The sequence below is a fragment of the Ruegeria sp. CDSC021 genome (assembly GCF_059610845.1).
In genome coordinates this window covers 147,275-164,627 of sequence record NZ_JBXWOK010000008.1, presented here as the reverse complement: position 1 = coordinate 164,627, position 17,353 = coordinate 147,275, and the positions used below count along the sequence as shown (strand labels likewise).

The window sequence follows — 17,353 nt, the reverse complement described above, 5'->3', positions numbered from 1 at the left end:
GAGCCGTGCCTCCGATGACCAGCGCCAAAGTGGAAGTGAGCATTGAGAGTTTCATGAGTGTCTCCAATCAAATAATATCGAGTCGCTACTATAGCGAGAAATGCATTGCAACTATAATTTCGACTCGCTACTAAAAGTGTTATGAACACAGACCACCGCATACGCACGCTAATCAACCGTTTGGCCCGTATTGATGCTTCCGAAGGATGGGCGGGAGATTTGAACCCGACTCAGAGGATGGCGCTCGAGTACCTCGCAGAGGCGAACATGTTTTCGCGCTCGCCGTCGCAAGTTGCAGAGTATATCGGAACAACCCGTGGAACGATGTCACAAACGCTCAAGGCTTTGACGCGCAAGGGCTATGTAGAAGAGCATCGCAAAGAGCTTGATCAACGGTCGATCTCTTATGACCTGACCAAGGAAGGGGTCAAAATTGTACGTCAGCCGAACCCTGTTGCACAGGCAATTGGAGATATGCCCGTAGAAAACCAAGTCATGCTTGAACAGGGTCTGATGCAAAGCCTCAGTCTGGCTCTGGCCGCAAATGGAGGCCGATCATTCGGCCAATGCAAATCCTGCACATACCATGATACCACGACGGAAAACGGTTTCTGCAAACTGTTGGGTGTATCATTGGACGTCGGTGAAAAAGACAAGATCTGTATCGAGCACGAGGAAGCCAGATGAACCATTTTGATTTATCGGCGAACATCGACGGCATATTTGTCGGAGCGGTCAAAGATTGTTGGGAAGGCAAACCTCCATCGGCCATTCAAAAAGACAGGGTGGACGGGCGGCAGTTGATTACCTCGCTCGGATTTTCCGAGGATGCACAGGCAGATTTGACCGTGCATGGAGGCGAAGACAAAGCCATCCATCATTATGCTTTTGATCACTACTCGGCTTGGCAAGCAGAGGGCCTAATAGCACCCGGCACACTGCCAGTGGCGTTCGGTGAGAACATTTCAACAACGGGGCTGACCGAGGAAAACCTCTGCATTGGCGACATCCTGTCACTGGGTACGGCGGTTGTTCAAATCAGTCAGGGGCGGCAACCGTGCTGGAAACTCGGGCTACATACGGGGCACAAGGAAATGCCTTACCAGTTTCAGAAGACGGGCCGAACCGGATGGTACTATCGTGTGCTCGAACCTGGCGAAGTTGGTTCCGGTGATCGGATTACCTTGGTTGAAAGGTTAAATCCCAATTGGTCTGTATTGGCCGTCACACGTGCAAGGTTGACTCGTCGCATTCTGCCAGAAGATGCCGAGGTGTTGTCTCAGATGAAAGAACTGGCTCAAAGTTGGCGACAAGCGTTCTGCCGAATGGCGGAAGGCAACGCCATAGAGGATACATCGGCGAGACTAGGTGCCTGAGGCATTCTATGAAGCATTTAAGCCGTGGTTGGCGATAACGCACCTTCCTCGAACCGAAAACAATCGAGAATACGAAAGCAGCCAGCCGCCAAATATCAATCCTTTGGCAAACCGAACTCAATTGAGACATAAGCCTTAGCTTCGATGAAAGTTAGTAGCCTTGGGGCAGAACTACTTGACGTTAGGGTCAGAATTGAATGACGCAAACTGCTCATTGCTTGAGGACACCCTCTGATGGGCATGTTTCTCATATCACGTCGCGGCGAGGTCACCCGCCGCTTGAGCAAGAATCCAGTCAACCCCACGCAGAAAATCGTCTATTGTCAGGGGGCTGTCTTCTCCGCTCGAGGCTGAGAGCACAAACCCATGTGCATAGTCGATCAGCACGTGAACAAGAACATCACCGCCATCGCTGTTTTCGAGTTGGTCCGTGCTGACTTTTAATTCCTCGGCCACGTTCATGAGGTCCGCGCTCATGAGCGTTACATCGTCTAGGATTGCACGGAGTAGATTGGCGTTCTTCAAAGCGCAACCATAGTAAGTCGCCATAATGCAGCGTGCGCGTTTGACCGGGTTGCCACCATTCACTCCATCCAAGACGCCTGCAAAGGCAAGTTCCACCAGATCGGACAATAGTTGCTTCTTGCTACCTGCGTGATAGGTCACGGCCATCGGAGTGACGTCAAGCTGATCGGCAAGTATGCGAAACGATAGCGCATCAACACCTTTGCTTTGGGCAATCGGCAATGCGGCCTGCAGGATCACTTGCTTCGAAAGGCGCTGTGCAGCCTTTGACGGTCGCCCTGGTGGAGAAGCTTTCGTCACCTGGTTTTCAGTCTGTAATCGAGATCTACCAGACCGGAGGAAAAGCTGCTAAACGAAACCAATTCCAGATCAACGTCACCTTCTGTTTTACCAAAGATCCGAATGCCTTCACCGATCAGAATGGGAACCAAGGTAATCTGCATGTCCTCAATCAGCCCGGCTTTGAGGAAGGATTGGATGATTGCACCGCCATCCACATAAACTCGATTGTAACCACGCGCGCCAAAATCCTCCATCAAATCAGTGGGTGTTTTGTCTGAAACTTCAACTCTATCGCGCAGTTCATCTGGAATGCCTGAGGGTTTCATTGAGCGACTGAGAACCACCACCGGTTTCGTGTAAGGCCACTCCCCAAATCCCAGAACTGTCCGGTACGATCCGGACCCCATCACGATCACGTCGACGCTACTCTGAAACGCGGCGAACCCGTGATCTTCGTCGGCAGTGGGTTGCTTTTCCAACCAATCCAGCCTGTGATCTGGCCTTGCGACAAAACCGTCTAGGCTCATTGCCATCATGATATGTCCTGTCGGCATCTTCTGGGTCCCTGTGATTTATTTATATGCTGTATAATAACGGCTCTGAGGATACTCAAGGGGAATGACTGCTACGATTGACCCAGAATCCAGTCCGAGAAGGACTGTACTGCGCCGGTTGGAGCGGAGCTATGCGGTTGAACCAAAAAATACCCATAGTCGGGCAGATCGGTTTCCGACAACCGAAACAGTCTTTCAGCATTTAGATCGTCCCGAACCAGATCATCCATCAAAGCTATTCCCTGTCCGTCGATGACTGCTTGCGCCCGGACATTTGGGTCAGGAACGATTAGCGCATCTCTCCTTGATTGTCGGGGAAGCTTTGCGACGTTCAGCCAATCAGACCAGGCGTTGCTGTCATCACGATCTCTCAGCAGCGTAAGATGCGATATTGCCTCTTTCATTCCTAACTCTATCACTAGGTCAGCTGCCGCCCGGTCACCCACAGGATAGGGCGGCATGGGCATGAATGGAGTAACGGTGCCGCCGATCCAATTCCCGTTACCCCACCTGATTGCAAGATCCACATCCTGCATCTCAGCTTCTGAAAACTCGATCATCGGTTGAATGCGAATCTGTACGTCCGGGTGGCTTTGCATGAATGACATCAGGCGTGGCGACAGCCAGCGCGCAGCGAAATAGGTCGAGACCCCAACGGTTAGAGAACGCGTTGAAATCCCCTTTAATGCATAAATTTCAGCTTCGATTTCTTCATATCGGGTCTGGCAGATCGCGAGCAGTTTTAATCCTTCACCAGTGAGTGTGACACCACGCGATGTGCGCTGGAACAGGATCACCCCAAGATCGGCTTCAAGCGTTTTGATCTGATAGCTGATGGCGCCCTTTGTCATGTTGAGCGCCGATGCTGCCGTCGAGAAGCTGGAATAACGAGCAATCTCGGCAAATAGCCTGAGTAAGTCATGGTGATGAAATCGGGTACTCATATTCTTAGTGTACAAATTTTCTAAACGCTAAGAGTAGTTTTTTTCGATTTTCAAACATGTTTTTAAGGTCGACAACCGCATTCAAGCTCGTGGAGCGATGAAATGAAGTTGGACTTGTTGAACGCAAAAGCAAAAACACCGACACCGGCGGGGCACCGCGGCCGCGCGCGCAGGCGCCGCTTGGCCCGTAGTATTGCCCCTCCTGAGAACACACCGTTCACAGGTCGCAGGATACCTGCATACAATCTACTAAGTGAAACGGCCCTGACCCGGATCGAAGATCAAGCCGATTGGATTCTAAGCAATATTGGCGTCGAGTTTCGGGGGGATCGAACGGCACTGGATCACTTCGCCCAAACGGGTGCCCGCATCGATGGCGATCGCGTGCGGTTTGAATCGGGTCATGTCCGTGCGCTTTGCGCTACGGCCCCAAGTGAATTTCAGTTGCATGGCCGAGACCCGGTCAGAACGGTGACACTTGGCGGTGACAACGTTGTGCTGATGCCGGGATACGGCTCTCCCTTTGTCAGCGATCTGGTGACGGGCCGACGATATTCGACGCTGAAGGATTTCCGCAATTTCGTCAAACTGGCCTACAGTGCGGCTGCCCTGCACCATTCCGGCGGCACGGTTGTCGAGCCGACAGATATACCGGTGAACAAACGACATCTGGACATGATGCGGGCGCATCTGACGCTGTCGACCAAACCATTTATGGGATCTGTCACAGCACCCGAGCGTGCGCGGGATAGTATCGAGATGGCACGCTTAGTCTTTGGGCGCGGCTTCATGAAGTGTCACGCGGTGATGCAGGCAAATATCAACGTCAATTCGCCGCTGGTTTATGATGATACCATGTCGTCGGCTCTGCGTATCTATGCGGAGGCAGGCCAATGTGTCTGCGTCTCCCCAGCGATTTTCGCGGGTGCCATGGGGCCGCTTTCGCCGGCGGCGGTAGCGGCGCAAACTCTGGCAGAAGCGATGGTTGGCATTGCGCTTGCGCAACTGGTGCGCCCCGGTTGTCCGGTGGTCTTCGGCTCGTTCCACTCCACAATGAACTTGCGCACGGGCGCTCTAACCTTTGGATCGCCCGAGGCGAACATGACCACGATGGCACTTACACAATTGGGACGAAGGCTTGGCGTGCCTGTGCGGTCCGGTGGCGGACAGATCACCGCCTCAAATGCGCCAGATGGGCAAGCGATGCAGGACAGCACCGGTGCCATGTGGTCCACGCTTTTGTCCGGAGCCCATCAGGTCTGGCATGCGGCAGGCTGGCTCGAAGGTGGGCTTGTGATGTCCTACGAGAAATTCATCATGGATCTCGACCACTGTGGCGCGATGCTGAAACTGCTGCAGGGCTTCCAAACGAATGAGGAGGCATTTGGCCGTGATGCCTATTTTGAAACGGGCCCGGGCGAAAATTTCCTGTCGACCAAACACACGCTGCGCCACTATGCGGCAGCAAATTATGAGCCACAAATTTCTGACGCAGGGCCATTCGAGACCTGGTCTGAAAATGGTGCTCTCACGTCAGATCAACGCGCCACCGCGCGGTGGCATCAGATGTTGAACGATTACCAGCGTCCTGAAATGAAACCCGGCATACAAGCTGCGCTTGAAGACTTCGTGTCAGAACGCAAAGCGCGAATGCCGGATGAATGGTACTAGAACGGAATACCCAATACCTAAGAACTCTGCCGGGATTGCCAACTTGCTTGAGCAAGATTGAAGAACGTCGGCGCCTATGTCGTCAGGAGGACATTTCGCGGGCATAGCTGATCCAAAACTGGAAGGCATCTGATCGGGCATGGTGGTATAAAGCTGAAGTAAGTTGATAGCGGGGAGACGGGAGCTGATGGTGAACTGGTCATGGGCAACCAGAAATCTCTGAGTCTGCCAGAGTGACTTGTCGGGACCGATGATCTTTTCACGTTTTCGGGTTGATTGGTGGGATCCTTCAATCCGGTTACTTAGACCCTTGTGCACTGCGCAGTGCTGGGCTCAGGTTTTGGAAGACACTGAACAATTTCAAAATTTGATTTCGAGAACGAACTCACTTCGGTGTTTCCAGTTGCCTTTGTTCTCGCTCTTTTCTTGTCTTCGCATTGAGACCGGCTCGGGCCTATTCAGCAATTTCGTTGATCAATCGTGTCTCGAGAAGTTGACCGTTCTGGTATAGGACCGGGTAAGCAATCGATGCAATATGACTGTTGAACTCCCGGAAAGCCCGCAATGTCTCTAGATGAATATCACTGGTTTCGAAGCTTTCCGTTGTTCCATGCTGCAACCGGCGCAGGTGACGCTTGCGGCTTTCACGTTCCACGCGTTTGATTTCGGTTTTCTCAAGGCTGAGAAGCCGGGCGCTTTCCAGATCGTCTGAAACAAGTACATTTGATGCCAGTTTCATGTTTGCAAGAATACCTTCATGCATCTGAACAAGTTCGGACCAGCCATCTTGCGAAAAGCTTGAGCCTTTGGCCCGCATTTCACCGGCCAATACAGTCAGGCGTTTGGCAACAACGTCACCCGCCGTTTCAAGCCTGATCGCAAACTCCATAAGGTCGCGCGCGGTTTTAGCATCGTGTTTTTCATATAGCTCAGGGGGTATCGCGGCGACGAAGGCTCGAATACCCGAGAGGCACCGGTTTACGTCCTCGTCAATGGCCTGAACTGACCGGATCTGTTCTTTGTCTCCGCTGCGGTAAAGTTCAAGAGCAGGACGGAACATGGTTTCGAGAAGATCGCTCATCCGCAGCAGCTCACGCTTGAGGCTCGGCAAGGCCTGATTGGGATTTGCCACGTCTTCCATGTCCAATGCGCTGACCGGTTGTGCGGGTTGCGACTTCTGTACTTTCTGCTGGTCTGGCAAGAGCCTTTCGAGCAAGTTCTGCCAGTGTCCACAAAACGGAAGGGCTAAAACCAAAAGCGACAGGTTGAAAGCAAGATGCACGTTGACTAGCATTTGCCCCCCTTGCGGGTCGCCCAAAAGCCCGGTTCGTAGGGCAAAATTTGCTGCAAACAAACTAGCCAACGCCCAACTGCCTCGCAGCGCCAAATTTGCATAGGGTATTCGTCGGGCAGTCACTGGCATTCCTCGGGTTAGCCATACCGGAATGAAGGCCGAGCCAAAGTTCGCACCAAAAACCAAAGACATTCCGGCGGCAAATGGGATCGCTCCAATTTGCACAAGTGTCACACACATAAGGATGGCCGCAACCGAGGAATGCATGACGAAGGCTAAGGCACTCCCGACAAGAAATGCAGTGATATAGTCGCGCGACAAGTAATCCGCGACTGCGGGTAAAAATGCACTGTCCCGAATTGGGTCCATCGCCTCACGAAGGAACCGAAGTGAGATCAGGATAAAGGCAACGCCCATCAGAATGCGCCCTAGTTGTCGGGCTTTTTTGGCTTCGGTCTTGACGAATAGATAGCCTCCAATCGCCAGCAGCATTGGAATAAGCCAGTCCAACCGGAACGTAAGAATCTGGATGATCAGTGCTGAACCTAGATCGCCTCCGAGCACAATCGCCAGACCGGCAGGAAAACTCAACATTCCACTGGCAGCAAACCCAGAGGTCAACAGCGCCACTGCCGCCGAACTTTGCAGTACAACCGCCATCATCAGACCCACAAGTGAGGCCTGCAGGTAACTGTGCTGTCGCGTCAAAACGCGCTGGAACGACGCTCCATAGCTGCGCTCAATTCCAGTGCGTACCATTCGAACTGCAAAAAGCAGCAACATCGTCGCGCCAGCAAGGCTGATTAAAAAGCTGACTATCGCCATGCTCTACCTCACTCCCACGGTTTGCTTGGAATAACAGGGTGCGCTGCAATCCTGCCAACCAACGACCGGAGACCGACCCGGTGATTTTGCGGACGAGTAATTTCGATAAAACGCTCAGCGCCCGAGTTTGCTGAAAAAAATCGGACGCGCCTGTTCCACCGGGAAAACGCATTCACTTTCTTGGTGGTAGGCAGTGGCCCTTGGCGCCATAATTGAGAATTGATCTCCACGTCCATTGACCACTGTTTTCCTGGAAGCAGAGAGAGCAACGGCGTGTTTTGCTCTAAAGGTATGGCCACAAAGATTAACATTCGTCCTTAATCGCGTTGACAACAATGTCGATTGCACAGTCGAGATCCTTGCGCGTGATCGTTAGCGGCGGTGACAATGTAAGCACGCACCCCTGACTGATTTTGTAGCTTAGGCCAGCTTCCAAACAAGCATAATAGATCCGCTCGGCTCGTGCATTTCCAGGTGTCTTGTCGGCACGGTCATCGACAATTTCGACACCAAACATCAGACCACGGCCGCGAATGTCACCGACGATCGGGATATTCTGAAGCTCACCCATCAGACGATCCATAGCGTGCTCGCCCAACTCAGCCGCCCGGTCAACCAACCCCTCATCTTCGATGATTTGTATTGTGGTAAGCGCGGCGCGTGCAGTCACCGGGTTTTTTTCGTGTGTATAATGTCCAATGGCAAAGTCTCCGCAGACGTCCAGTTTGGTTCGCGCGATACAAGCTGCAATCGGCAGGATGCCTCCGCCAAGTGCCTTACCCAAGGTGACGATGTCAGGGATAATCTCGTCATGCTCAAAGGCAAACATCTTGCCGGTCTTTCCAAGCCCCGTGGGAATCTCGTCCATGATCAAGAGAGCCCCGTGACGATTACACGCCTCCCGCACAGCTTTCCAGAAGCCCGGTGGCGGCACATAAGGCACCGCGCGCATAGGCTCAGCGATGACCGCAGCTACGTCTCCCTCGCGTTCTAGAACGAACTCGACCATTTTTGCACAAGCCAACCCACAGGTATCTGGGCCGGCGTGATTGTACGGGCATCGGTAACAGGCAAAAGGTGCCACGTGCTCTGCACCCGGGAGAAGCGGGCCGGCTATATGGCTGCGAAATGTCGCCTCGCCGCCGACGCTTGCGGCGCCAAAACCGGCACCGTGGAAGGCATCCCAGAAGCTAATTGTTTTGAACCGACCGGTGGCAGCGCGCGCTATCTTGAGAGCGACCTCGTTTGCATCAGAGCCGCCGGTCGTAAACAGCATTTTCCCAAGGTCGTCTGGCGCGATTTCGGCGAGCTTTTCGGCCAATTCAACCGCGGGATCATTAGTGAAGCGACGGGGTGCGAAAGACAGGTCATCCAGTTGCGCCTTGATCGCGGTGATCAAACGGGGATGTCCGTAACCGATATGATGCACTGAATTGCCATGGAAATCCATGTAACGGCGGCCGTCTAGGTCTTCGACCCAAATCCCCTCAGCTTTGGCAATGGTGCTAACGCATGGCGAGGACAGTGACTGGTGGAGAAACGCGTTAGCGTCGCGTTTCAGCAAGGGTGAAGATTTAGGCCCTATAGATTCCTTCATCCATGCTTTTCGCGCGCTGGAAGTATTGGATTCGCCTTCCGTGTGGACGATTTGTGACATGCTTTTTCCTCAACGCCGCTTGTGAAAAAATGCGGACCTCGCAAAGTCCGCCAGTACCAGGGAGGAACTTGTGGTGCCCCGACCCGGGTCGGGACGGGGCACAAAAACTAGCGTGGCCAGGGCAGCGAGTAAGTTTTTACGTTAGTAAAAAACTTCATTGCCTCGATGACACCTTCTTTAACCCCATTACCGCTGTCCTTGATGCCTCCGAAGGGGGACATTTCGATACGGTATCCGGGTTGTTCCCAAATGTTGCAGGTGCCCACGTTCAGACCGTTGATAAAGGCAATCGCACGGTTCAAGTCGTTCGTACAGACGCCTGAGCTGAGGCCGAATTCGGTACCGTTCGAAATACGCATCACCTCGTCGTCATTGTCCGGAACCCGAACGATGGGCACAATGGGGCCAAAGGTTTCTTCCATCACCAGCTCGCTGTCATGGGGGACCTTATCGACCACGATGGGCGGCAGTAGTGCACCCTGACGGCCCGGATGATAGAGGATTTCTGCGCCGTCGGCCTCGGCCATGTAAACGCGTTTTTCGAACAGTTCAGCTGCCTTGTCATGGATGACACAGCCCAGTTCGGTCTCGGGGTCTTGTGGGTCGCCGAACTTGATCTTCTTCGCCTTTTCCAGAACCAATGGCACAAACTTGTCGGCCACGCTTTCTTGCACCAGAATACGTTTGATCGCAGTGCAGCGCTGACCCGAATTGCCGGTGGCGCCTGCCACAGCAATGGTCGCGGCCTTCTCAAGGTCCGCGTCAGAAAGATCGTTCAAAACGATCAGAGGGTCATTGCCCCCCAGTTCCAGAGCTTGCCGCTTGTAAACACCTTTTTCGGCGATCATCTTACCCACCGGCACGCCGCCGGTGAATGTGATGATGTCGATGTTTTCATTGGTGATCATCTCGTCGCCAATGTCACCTGGCCAGCCGGTAACCACTTGGAACATCTCGGGTGGTAGACCCGCGTCGTAGAGGATGTCAGCTAATGTCAGCGCCGTCAGCGGCGTCAGTTCCGTCGGCTTACACACCATGCAGTTGTTGGTCGCGATTGATGGCGCGATCTTGTGGCTGACCATGTTAAGTGGATGATTGAATGGTGTGATTGCCGAAATCGCATTCACCGGCTCGCGCATGGTGAATATTTTTCGATCTTTGCCATTATGGGTCAGGTCGCATGAAAAGATCTCGCCATCATCCTTCATCGCCTCAGCGGCGGCGAACTGATAGACATCTTGCGCACGCTTGGTCTCATAAATCGCATGCTGGTGACAGATACCCAGTTCCAACGTCAGCCATTTGGCAAGGTATTCACGACGTTCACCAATCAACTCGCCCGCACGCTGCAGGATCTGGCTGCGCTCATACCGTGTGAGCTTTGGAGTGTAATTCGCCGCGACTTCGAACGCTTTGCGCGCATGTTCTGCCTTGCCGGCGGGTACATGCCCGACAATCTCGTTTGTGTATGGGTACAGAACCGGCACCGTTTCGTCGGTAAAGACGATCTCGCCCCCGATGCGCATTCCTTCATTGCGGATTTCGATTTTAGACATGGTTTGATCTTTCATGGATTACTGCGCCGCCGCTGTAGTTGCATAGAAAAACGCATCAAAATTGCGCAACTCGGGCGCAGTCCCCAAGTCGATAACCCGGTTTACGATGAATGGAACTTCCTGCTCGGTCAGTCCACCGTGGCTGCGCAGCGGCTCGTTGAGAGCGGCCAGATCGTGGCGGTCTTCAGAGGTACCGATACAGATGTTTTCACCCGAGACCATCACGATATCACCAATGCGGTCACCGGGCAGTTCAAAACGCTTGATCGCTTCTTCCTTGGTCAACACGTGGGTGATGCCGGGTGTAGCTTTCAGTTTGCCGATGATGTCGTTGCGATCCGCGTCTTCGGGCAGATAGCAGGTGGCAAACGACCCGAGTGCGCCGTGGTGCACCACATAGGGGTCCGTGATCGGCAAGATGACACGGGCCGCGTCCTTGCCCAGCCATTCATCCACCAGATCCTGCACATATACCACGCTGGGCGAGCCATCGGCGTGGTGCTTGGGCTTCATGCCGTGGTCGGCGGTGACCACGATGGCAGCGCCCATGGCGTCCAGTTCGGTCAGATATTTGTCAAACATCTCATAGAATGCCTTGGCCTCGGCTTGATCGGGTGCGTATTTGTGCTGCACGTAGTCGGTGGTGGTCAGATACATCACATCTGGTTTCCACTCTTTCAGCAATTTGACACCCGCAGCAAAGACAAACTCGGACAACTCTGCCGAATAGACCTCGGGTTGGGCCATGCCCAACCATGCGCTTGCTTTCTCCTGACCATGCTCAGCCTGGGTCGACGTGTCGGACTTTTCCGCAGAGAAGCATTTGGCCCGGTCGTCGTCGAACTTTAGACCCGCCCCCAACAACGCGCGCAGCTTGTCCTTCGCAGTGACTATGGCCACCTTGGCGCCAGCGTCATAGAACTGCTTGAACACGGTCGGTGCACGCAAAAAGCGCACATCGTTCATCATCACTTCTTCACCACTGTCCGGATCAATCAGATAGTTTCCACAGATGCCGTGCACGATAGGCGGACGGCCAGTCGCAATGCTGAGGTTGTTAGGGTTGGTAAACGACGGGATCACCGAATGGGCCAGCCGGTCAGTGCCGGTTTCGCGCATTCGCTTGAGAGTCGGCATCAGACCGTCAGCAATAGCTTTGTCCAGGTATTCTGGCTCACAGCCGTCAAGGCAGATGGCAATGGCGGGCACTTTGGGCATCGGGTAGACACGCTCGTTGGCTTCAACAGGGGTGTGGATGGTCATTTGGTTTGTTCCTTGATCCTTAAGCGGCCAGTTTGGCGCGTTCTTCTAAAGCTTGGAGAGGAGGTGTGGCACTCGACACCCCCATTTTTTCCAAAGTTTCCTTGGCGGCAATTACAACTTTCCGCATAACCTTGTCGTCCATCTGACCGATGCACCCAACGCGGAAGCTGTCGACGACGGTCAACTTGCCCGGGTAAATGATGAACCCTTTTTCTTTCATCAGATTGTAGAACTGATCAAAGACAAAGTTATCATCGGCCGGGCAGAAGAATGTTACGATGATTGGGCTCAGCCAGCGATTGTCGAGCAGAGTTTCGAAACCCAGCTCACGCATGCCGGCGACCACAACATCCCTGTTGCTGGTGTATCGGGCTCCGCGACCGGAAACGCCGCCCTCAGCCGCATGTGCCCTGAGGGCTTCGATGAAAGCGGCAACCACATGGGTGGGCGGCGTAAATCGCCATTGACCGGTTTTGTTCATATGCGCCCACTGCGCGTGAACGTCCAGAGACAGCGAATGACTGTTGCCCTTGGCATCCTCAAGCTCGTTCTTGCGCGCGATTATGAACCCAAACCCCGGAACACCCTCAATACACTTGTTGGCGGACGAAACCATTGCCTCATAGCGGACTTCCGTAGGCTTCAACTCGATCGCACCAAAGGCTGACATTGAGTCGACAAGAAGCTTGCGACCAGCGGCGTAAACCGCCTCCGATATTTCCTCTATCGGATTCAGAATGCCCGAGCTTGTTTCGCAGTGGATAGCAACGACATGGGTGATCGTGGAATCATTCGCCAGAATCTCGGCAACTTCTGAACCACGCGGCGGCAGATAGTCGCCCTTGTCCAAGACAACATGATCGCGTTCCAGATACTCGAGCGTTTGCGCCGAGCGTTGACCGTAAGCGCCATTGGCCAGCACCAATGCCTTGCCATCGCGCGGAATGAACGAAGCCAGCATCGCCTCTACTGAAAACGATCCGCTCCCCTGCATCGGTACGCAGTCAAACTCATCGGCGCCCTCGCCAAGCAATGCCAAAAGACTGGAGCGTAACTCCTGGGTCATACCCCGAAAGTCATCATCCCAGCTTCCCCAATCCCTCAACATGGCTTCTTTCACGGCGTATGACGTGGTCAAGGGGCCAGGAGTTAGTAGATAGGGCTCGCCGAGACGCGGTTGTTCAATTTGAGGAAAAGAAGACGTCATAACCAAGCTCCAGATCAACGTTTCAAAGACACAGTTGCAGCAACCGCAGCTATATGTGAAATTGCAAATATCAATCTAATTATAAGCTCAGCCTATGCTCGAACCTTCAGGAGTTTGAAATGCGACATAGCCAGCTCAAAGCCTTTCATTTCGTGGCCAAATATGGTGGGTTTTCGCGTGCTGCAGAGGCGCTTTTTTTGACGCAGCCAGCAATCTCAGAGCAGGTTCGCAAACTTGAGCAGGATCATGATTTGTTGTTGTTCAAGCGTGAGCGAAAAAGAGTGAACCTAACCCCGGAGGGGACTCAGCTTTACCGGTACACCAAACAGTATTTTGAGATCGAGGATCAGATCGAGGACTATCTGTCAGAAACGAGGGCTGCGATCGACGGCGAGCTGCGGATCCTTGCCGATTCCGCGCACCACTTGACCGACTTTCTGGGACCGTTCCGAGAAAAATATTCGAACATTACGATTACCGTCCGCGCTGGCAACACCGAGGACATTTTGGAGGAGCTCAGATCTTACAATGCAGAAATTGGTGTTGTTGGCAGCGTGTCTCCCGGCAAGGACATGAGTGTTCTTAGCCTCGGTTCGACCGAGATCGTGGCATTCACGGCCCGCAGTTTGCTTCTCGCCTCAAAACCTACATTGTCCCTCGCAGAGCTGGCGGAGTTGCCTCTCATCTTCAGGGAACAGGGATCAAAAACACGCCAAAAGCTCGAAGATGAAGCCAGTAAACGGGGGGTGCCGCTGAAACCGGCGATTGTGGCCGAAGGAAGAGAGGCCGTCAGAGAGTTGGTGGCATCAGGTGCAGGTATCGGGTTCGTGTCCCAGGCAGAATACGGTCACGACGACCGTCTCAGACAAATCAAGCTGCAAGACGTCGACCTGCAAATGGGAGAAAGTATGATCTATCTCTCCCAACGGCGTGAGGTGAAGACCATTCGCGCCTTCATGAAATTCGCCAATTCTGTTCTAGAAGAAAAACAAAACCCCACCAATCAGTGATCGGTGGGGAGATGCCTAAATGGGTTTTCTTGTCAGCGGGTTCGCCAGGCTTGCGTGCGGCCGAGGACGCCTTTGGAAGCAATCAGGTGGATGATCCGCGCTGCGGCGTTTGTGTAGAAGATCATCATCCCCATTGCGGCAGCTGGCGCAATATCGCCCGCATCGTCCATGTTTAGCACTGCAATAGATGCCAACGTGGTTTTGGGCGAGTATAGGAACACAACCGCAGATACCGTCGTCATTGCGTTTACGAACAGATAGATTGATATGTCCAGCACGGCTGGCAGGCAAACAGGGACCGTGACACGGGCAAACAACTTCATCGTCGGTTGCTTGAGCGAGGCTGATACCGACTCGAATTCTCTGTCCATCTGCTTGAGCGCTGTCACTGCCGTCAGGTGCGACACAGTATAGAAGTGTGTCACCGTACAGATCACCAAAATTGCCATTGTTCCGTAGATACCGTTCAGCGGATTAGACGGGCTATTGAAGAAGAAGATGTATGACAGGCCCAGTACCATGCCCGGGATCGCCATTGGCAGCATCGCGAACATCTGAAAGATCGATCGACCTGTTCTAAACCCGTTCGACTTTTCAACCAGATAAGCACCAAAGAAGACGACTGAAGTACCGATCACCGCCGTCAAAAGCGCCAGCTTGATCGAGTTAATGTAAGAGCCCCAACCGCCACCATCCATCTTGTTGAAATCGTAGTTCTTCAGGCTCAGGCTCAGGTCGTAGGGCCAAAACTTGATTAGCGCCGCGAATTGGCACACAGCCAGCAGCCCAACGATGAACAAACCGATCAGACAGCAATAGACTAGAAAGAACCGATCTGCCTTTCGATTTGGGGTTGGCTGGTACGGGACCGACCGGGCCGACAATAAGGCAACCTGCTTTGATTGCACCATGCGGTCGATCGCGAACGCCAGGATTGCCGGGATCACCAGAACGACCGAGACTACGGCACCCATTTCAAAGTTCTGCTGGCCGATCACCTGCTTGTAGATATCAACCGCCAGAACGTTGAACTGACCTCCAATCACTTTTGGCAGACCAAAATCAGTTATGACCAGATTAAATACAACGAAAGCGGCCGAGATCAGACCATATCGCGCGCCGGGAACGGTGACCGTCCAAAAAGTACGCCACGGCGTTGAACGCAGGCTGACTGCAGCTTCGTATAGTCGTGCATCAGAGATCGCCAGCGCCGTTGAAATGATCAGGAAGGCGTGCGGGAAGGTGAAGAACACCGAGCCTATCACGATGCCAATCGGACCATAGATACTGGCGCCGAACAGCAACTCTTTTATCATGCCCTGATTGCCGAACAGATAGACCAGCGCGATCCCGGGCAAGAGCGAAGGCACCAGGATCGGAGCCATCGCAATCAGACGAAACACACCCTTGAACCGCATGCAACTCCGGTTGAGCGCATAAGCGAACCAGAACGCCAAAGTTACTGTGACAATGGTGCTAATTACAGAAATCCAAAGGGAGTTCTTGATAGAATTGAACAGTGCCGGGGTTGAGAAGTAGTTGACGAAATTTTCCAAGCCTCGCGATTGAACTGGCCTCAGCTGAACCCGCCGGAACTGATTGGAATCGAGCGTGACCCAATCCGTATTGTCTTGCAGCGTAGAACCGACAAGAAACCGCCCGGTGTCGCTTGTGTTACGGATTTGGTACATGACCGGACTGCGAAAGCTGAAATCGGGAAAAAGCTCGGTTACCGATAGCCGCCCGTCTGAGCCGGTAGACAGTTCGGTGCCTGAAAAAGCCCCGATTTGTTCGTTCAGTGTGTCGGCTGACAGGATGGTTCCGTCAAATTGCCCCGCTTCATCACTGACCTGAAACTCGTATTGTGACAACTCCATCCGATAGGTCGAGAATGACTTGGAAAGCATCGTGTAAAGCGGCAGGACCAACGTCGCGACCAGATAGAGTGCGATCACGATCATGCTGCCGCGCATCAGGACGTCATCCCTGCTGAGCTTGGGTTTGATGTCAGGTCCGGCTGGAAGAGTCCCCGGGTTGGTTGAAATCTCGCTCATGCTGCCGTCTCCGGAACATCGAAGGCCATTAGCCGGTTTTCGGGCAGCTCAATCACCATGGTCCTACCCTCTTCCAGTTCTAGGCGGCGCACGGCATTGATCGAAAAATCTGCGATCAGTTCCGAAGATCCAAATCGCTCGTTGCTTAAGCGGCATCGCCAGAATGAACCGAGGAATTCCATTTCATCGAGAGTGACGTCGATGCAATTCCTGTTGCCGCCGGTATCGAGATAACCAGCCTCATGCGGGATGATATCCTCCGGTCGGATCGCCGCAATCGCTGGCATTCCGTCGTTGAACGTGTGGCTGAGGCACGCAAAGGTCTTTTCGCCGACACTCAGTCGACCACCCTTGGTGACCTGAGACTGGATCTGGTTCATTTCCCCGATGAAGTCTGCCACGAACAAGTTTGCGGGTTCTCGGTAAATTTCTGTAGGTGACCCCACCTGCTCGATAACCCCATGATTCATGACCACGATCCGGTCCGCCATCGCCAGCGCTTCTTCCTGATCATGCGTAACCATCACAGTAGTCACACCCAGTTTGCGCTGCAGCTCTTTGATTTCGTGACGTAGATGGACGCGCACCTTTGCGTCCAATGCCGAAAGCGGCTCATCCAGCAACAAGAGACCGGGGTTGGTCGCAATGGCGCGGGCCAACGCAATCCGCTGCTGCTGGCCACCGGACAATTGCGCAGGATACTTTTTGCCTTGTTCAGGCAACCCAACCAAAAGAAGCAGTTCGCTGACACGAACGGCAATATCCGATTTGCTGCGACCAGTGTTTTCCAAGCCGAAAGCAATGTTCTTTTCGATCGTCAGGTTCGGGAACAAGGCGTAAGACTGAAACACAATCCCGAAATCACGCTCTGACGGCGGCAGATTTGACACATCCTTGCCGTCTTGCATGACAGTGCCCTTGGTTTGCAGATCGAGACCCGCAATCGCCCGGAGCAAGGTTGTTTTGCCGCAACCCGAAGGCCCCAGAAAGCAGACAAATTCGCCTTCGTTGATTTCCAGGGATATGTCCTTGAGTGCAAGAAAGCTGCCGAACGCCTTCCACAAATTCTGGATGCTTAGATACAGTTCACCGGGTGGGGTTTTCTGAAGCACGGGAGCGGTCCTCATATCTGCAC

General features: G+C 53.4%; 14 protein-coding genes. 4 read left to right on the top strand and 10 right to left on the bottom strand.

Annotated elements, in window-relative coordinates:
• Positions 1 to 141: 141 nt before the first annotated feature.
• Together AC2FGB_RS13800 and AC2FGB_RS13795 are read left to right on the top strand one after the other, a co-directional pair.
• Positions 142 to 687, top strand: coding sequence for a MarR family winged helix-turn-helix transcriptional regulator (locus AC2FGB_RS13800; RefSeq protein WP_281995484.1), 546 nt, complete (start codon positions 142 to 144; stop codon positions 685 to 687).
• On the top strand, positions 684 to 1,376 hold the full coding sequence (locus AC2FGB_RS13795; protein WP_281973215.1) for an MOSC domain-containing protein: 693 nt from the start codon (positions 684 to 686) through the stop codon (positions 1,374 to 1,376). The genes AC2FGB_RS13800 and AC2FGB_RS13795 overlap by 4 nt, the downstream gene beginning before the upstream one ends.
• 252 nt (positions 1,377 to 1,628) lie before the next feature.
• Here AC2FGB_RS13795 and AC2FGB_RS13790 read toward each other — a convergent pair whose 3' ends face one another.
• The 3 genes from AC2FGB_RS13790 to AC2FGB_RS13780 form a co-directional block, all read right to left on the bottom strand.
• Complete coding sequence (locus AC2FGB_RS13790; RefSeq protein WP_496690050.1) at positions 1,629 to 2,201, bottom strand: TetR/AcrR family transcriptional regulator; 573 nt, start codon at positions 2,199 to 2,201, stop codon at positions 1,629 to 1,631.
• Complete coding sequence (locus tag AC2FGB_RS13785; protein WP_496694037.1) at positions 2,198 to 2,716, bottom strand: dihydrofolate reductase family protein; 519 nt, start codon at positions 2,714 to 2,716, stop codon at positions 2,198 to 2,200. Before AC2FGB_RS13785 ends, AC2FGB_RS13790 begins: the two co-directional genes overlap by 4 nt.
• Before the next feature lie 92 nt (positions 2,717 to 2,808).
• Positions 2,809 to 3,681, bottom strand: a complete 873-nt coding sequence (locus tag AC2FGB_RS13780) for a LysR substrate-binding domain-containing protein (RefSeq protein WP_496690048.1) — start codon at positions 3,679 to 3,681, stop codon at positions 2,809 to 2,811.
• A 102-nt stretch (positions 3,682 to 3,783) separates the two neighbouring features.
• Here AC2FGB_RS13780 and AC2FGB_RS13775 point away from each other — a divergent pair, with 102 nt between their 5' ends.
• Positions 3,784 to 5,352, top strand: coding sequence for a trimethylamine methyltransferase family protein (locus AC2FGB_RS13775; RefSeq protein ID WP_496694036.1), 1,569 nt, complete (start codon positions 3,784 to 3,786; stop codon positions 5,350 to 5,352).
• A gap of 454 nt (positions 5,353 to 5,806) precedes the next feature.
• Here AC2FGB_RS13775 and AC2FGB_RS13770 read toward each other — a convergent pair whose 3' ends face one another.
• The 5 genes from AC2FGB_RS13770 to AC2FGB_RS13750 form a co-directional block, all read right to left on the bottom strand.
• Positions 5,807 to 7,471, bottom strand: a complete 1,665-nt coding sequence (locus AC2FGB_RS13770) for a Na/Pi cotransporter family protein (RefSeq protein ID WP_496694035.1) — start codon at positions 7,469 to 7,471, stop codon at positions 5,807 to 5,809.
• A 304-nt stretch (positions 7,472 to 7,775) separates the two neighbouring features.
• Positions 7,776 to 9,128: a (R)-1-hydroxy-2-aminoethylphosphonate ammonia-lyase gene (gene pbfA / locus AC2FGB_RS13765; protein WP_281973209.1), complete on the bottom strand. Its 1,353-nt coding sequence runs from the start codon at positions 9,126 to 9,128 to the stop codon at positions 7,776 to 7,778.
• Positions 9,129 to 9,235: 107 nt separating this feature from the next.
• The gene (gene phnY / locus AC2FGB_RS13760) at positions 9,236 to 10,699 is read right to left on the bottom strand and encodes a phosphonoacetaldehyde dehydrogenase (RefSeq protein ID WP_271949908.1); all 1,464 of its coding nucleotides are present in this window, start codon (positions 10,697 to 10,699) and stop codon (positions 9,236 to 9,238) included.
• A 3-nt stretch (positions 10,700 to 10,702) separates the two neighbouring features.
• Positions 10,703 to 11,947 carry a phosphonoacetate hydrolase gene (gene phnA / locus AC2FGB_RS13755; RefSeq protein ID WP_271949911.1) on the bottom strand — a complete coding sequence of 415 codons (1,245 nt, stop codon included), beginning with the start codon at positions 11,945 to 11,947 and terminating at the stop codon, positions 10,703 to 10,705.
• Positions 11,948 to 11,966: 19 nt separating this feature from the next.
• Entirely contained in the window at positions 11,967 to 13,154 is a 1,188-nt protein-coding gene (locus AC2FGB_RS13750) for a 2-aminoethylphosphonate--pyruvate transaminase (protein WP_496690044.1), read from the bottom strand.
• A 119-nt stretch (positions 13,155 to 13,273) separates the two neighbouring features.
• Here AC2FGB_RS13750 and AC2FGB_RS13745 point away from each other — a divergent pair, with 119 nt between their 5' ends.
• On the top strand, positions 13,274 to 14,164 hold the full coding sequence (locus AC2FGB_RS13745) for a LysR substrate-binding domain-containing protein (RefSeq protein WP_142637687.1): 891 nt from the start codon (positions 13,274 to 13,276) through the stop codon (positions 14,162 to 14,164).
• Between the two features lie 32 nt (positions 14,165 to 14,196).
• On the opposite strand, the gene AC2FGB_RS13740 is transcribed toward AC2FGB_RS13745, so the two are convergent.
• Together AC2FGB_RS13740 and AC2FGB_RS13735 are read right to left on the bottom strand one after the other, a co-directional pair.
• Positions 14,197 to 16,218, bottom strand: coding sequence for a putative 2-aminoethylphosphonate ABC transporter permease subunit (locus AC2FGB_RS13740; protein ID WP_496694034.1), 2,022 nt, complete (start codon positions 16,216 to 16,218; stop codon positions 14,197 to 14,199).
• A complete protein-coding gene (locus AC2FGB_RS13735; RefSeq protein ID WP_496694033.1) occupies positions 16,215 to 17,330 on the bottom strand; it encodes a putative 2-aminoethylphosphonate ABC transporter ATP-binding protein in 1,116 nt (371 codons plus the stop codon). The genes AC2FGB_RS13740 and AC2FGB_RS13735 overlap by 4 nt, the downstream gene beginning before the upstream one ends.
• Positions 17,331 to 17,353: the final 23 nt, after the last annotated feature.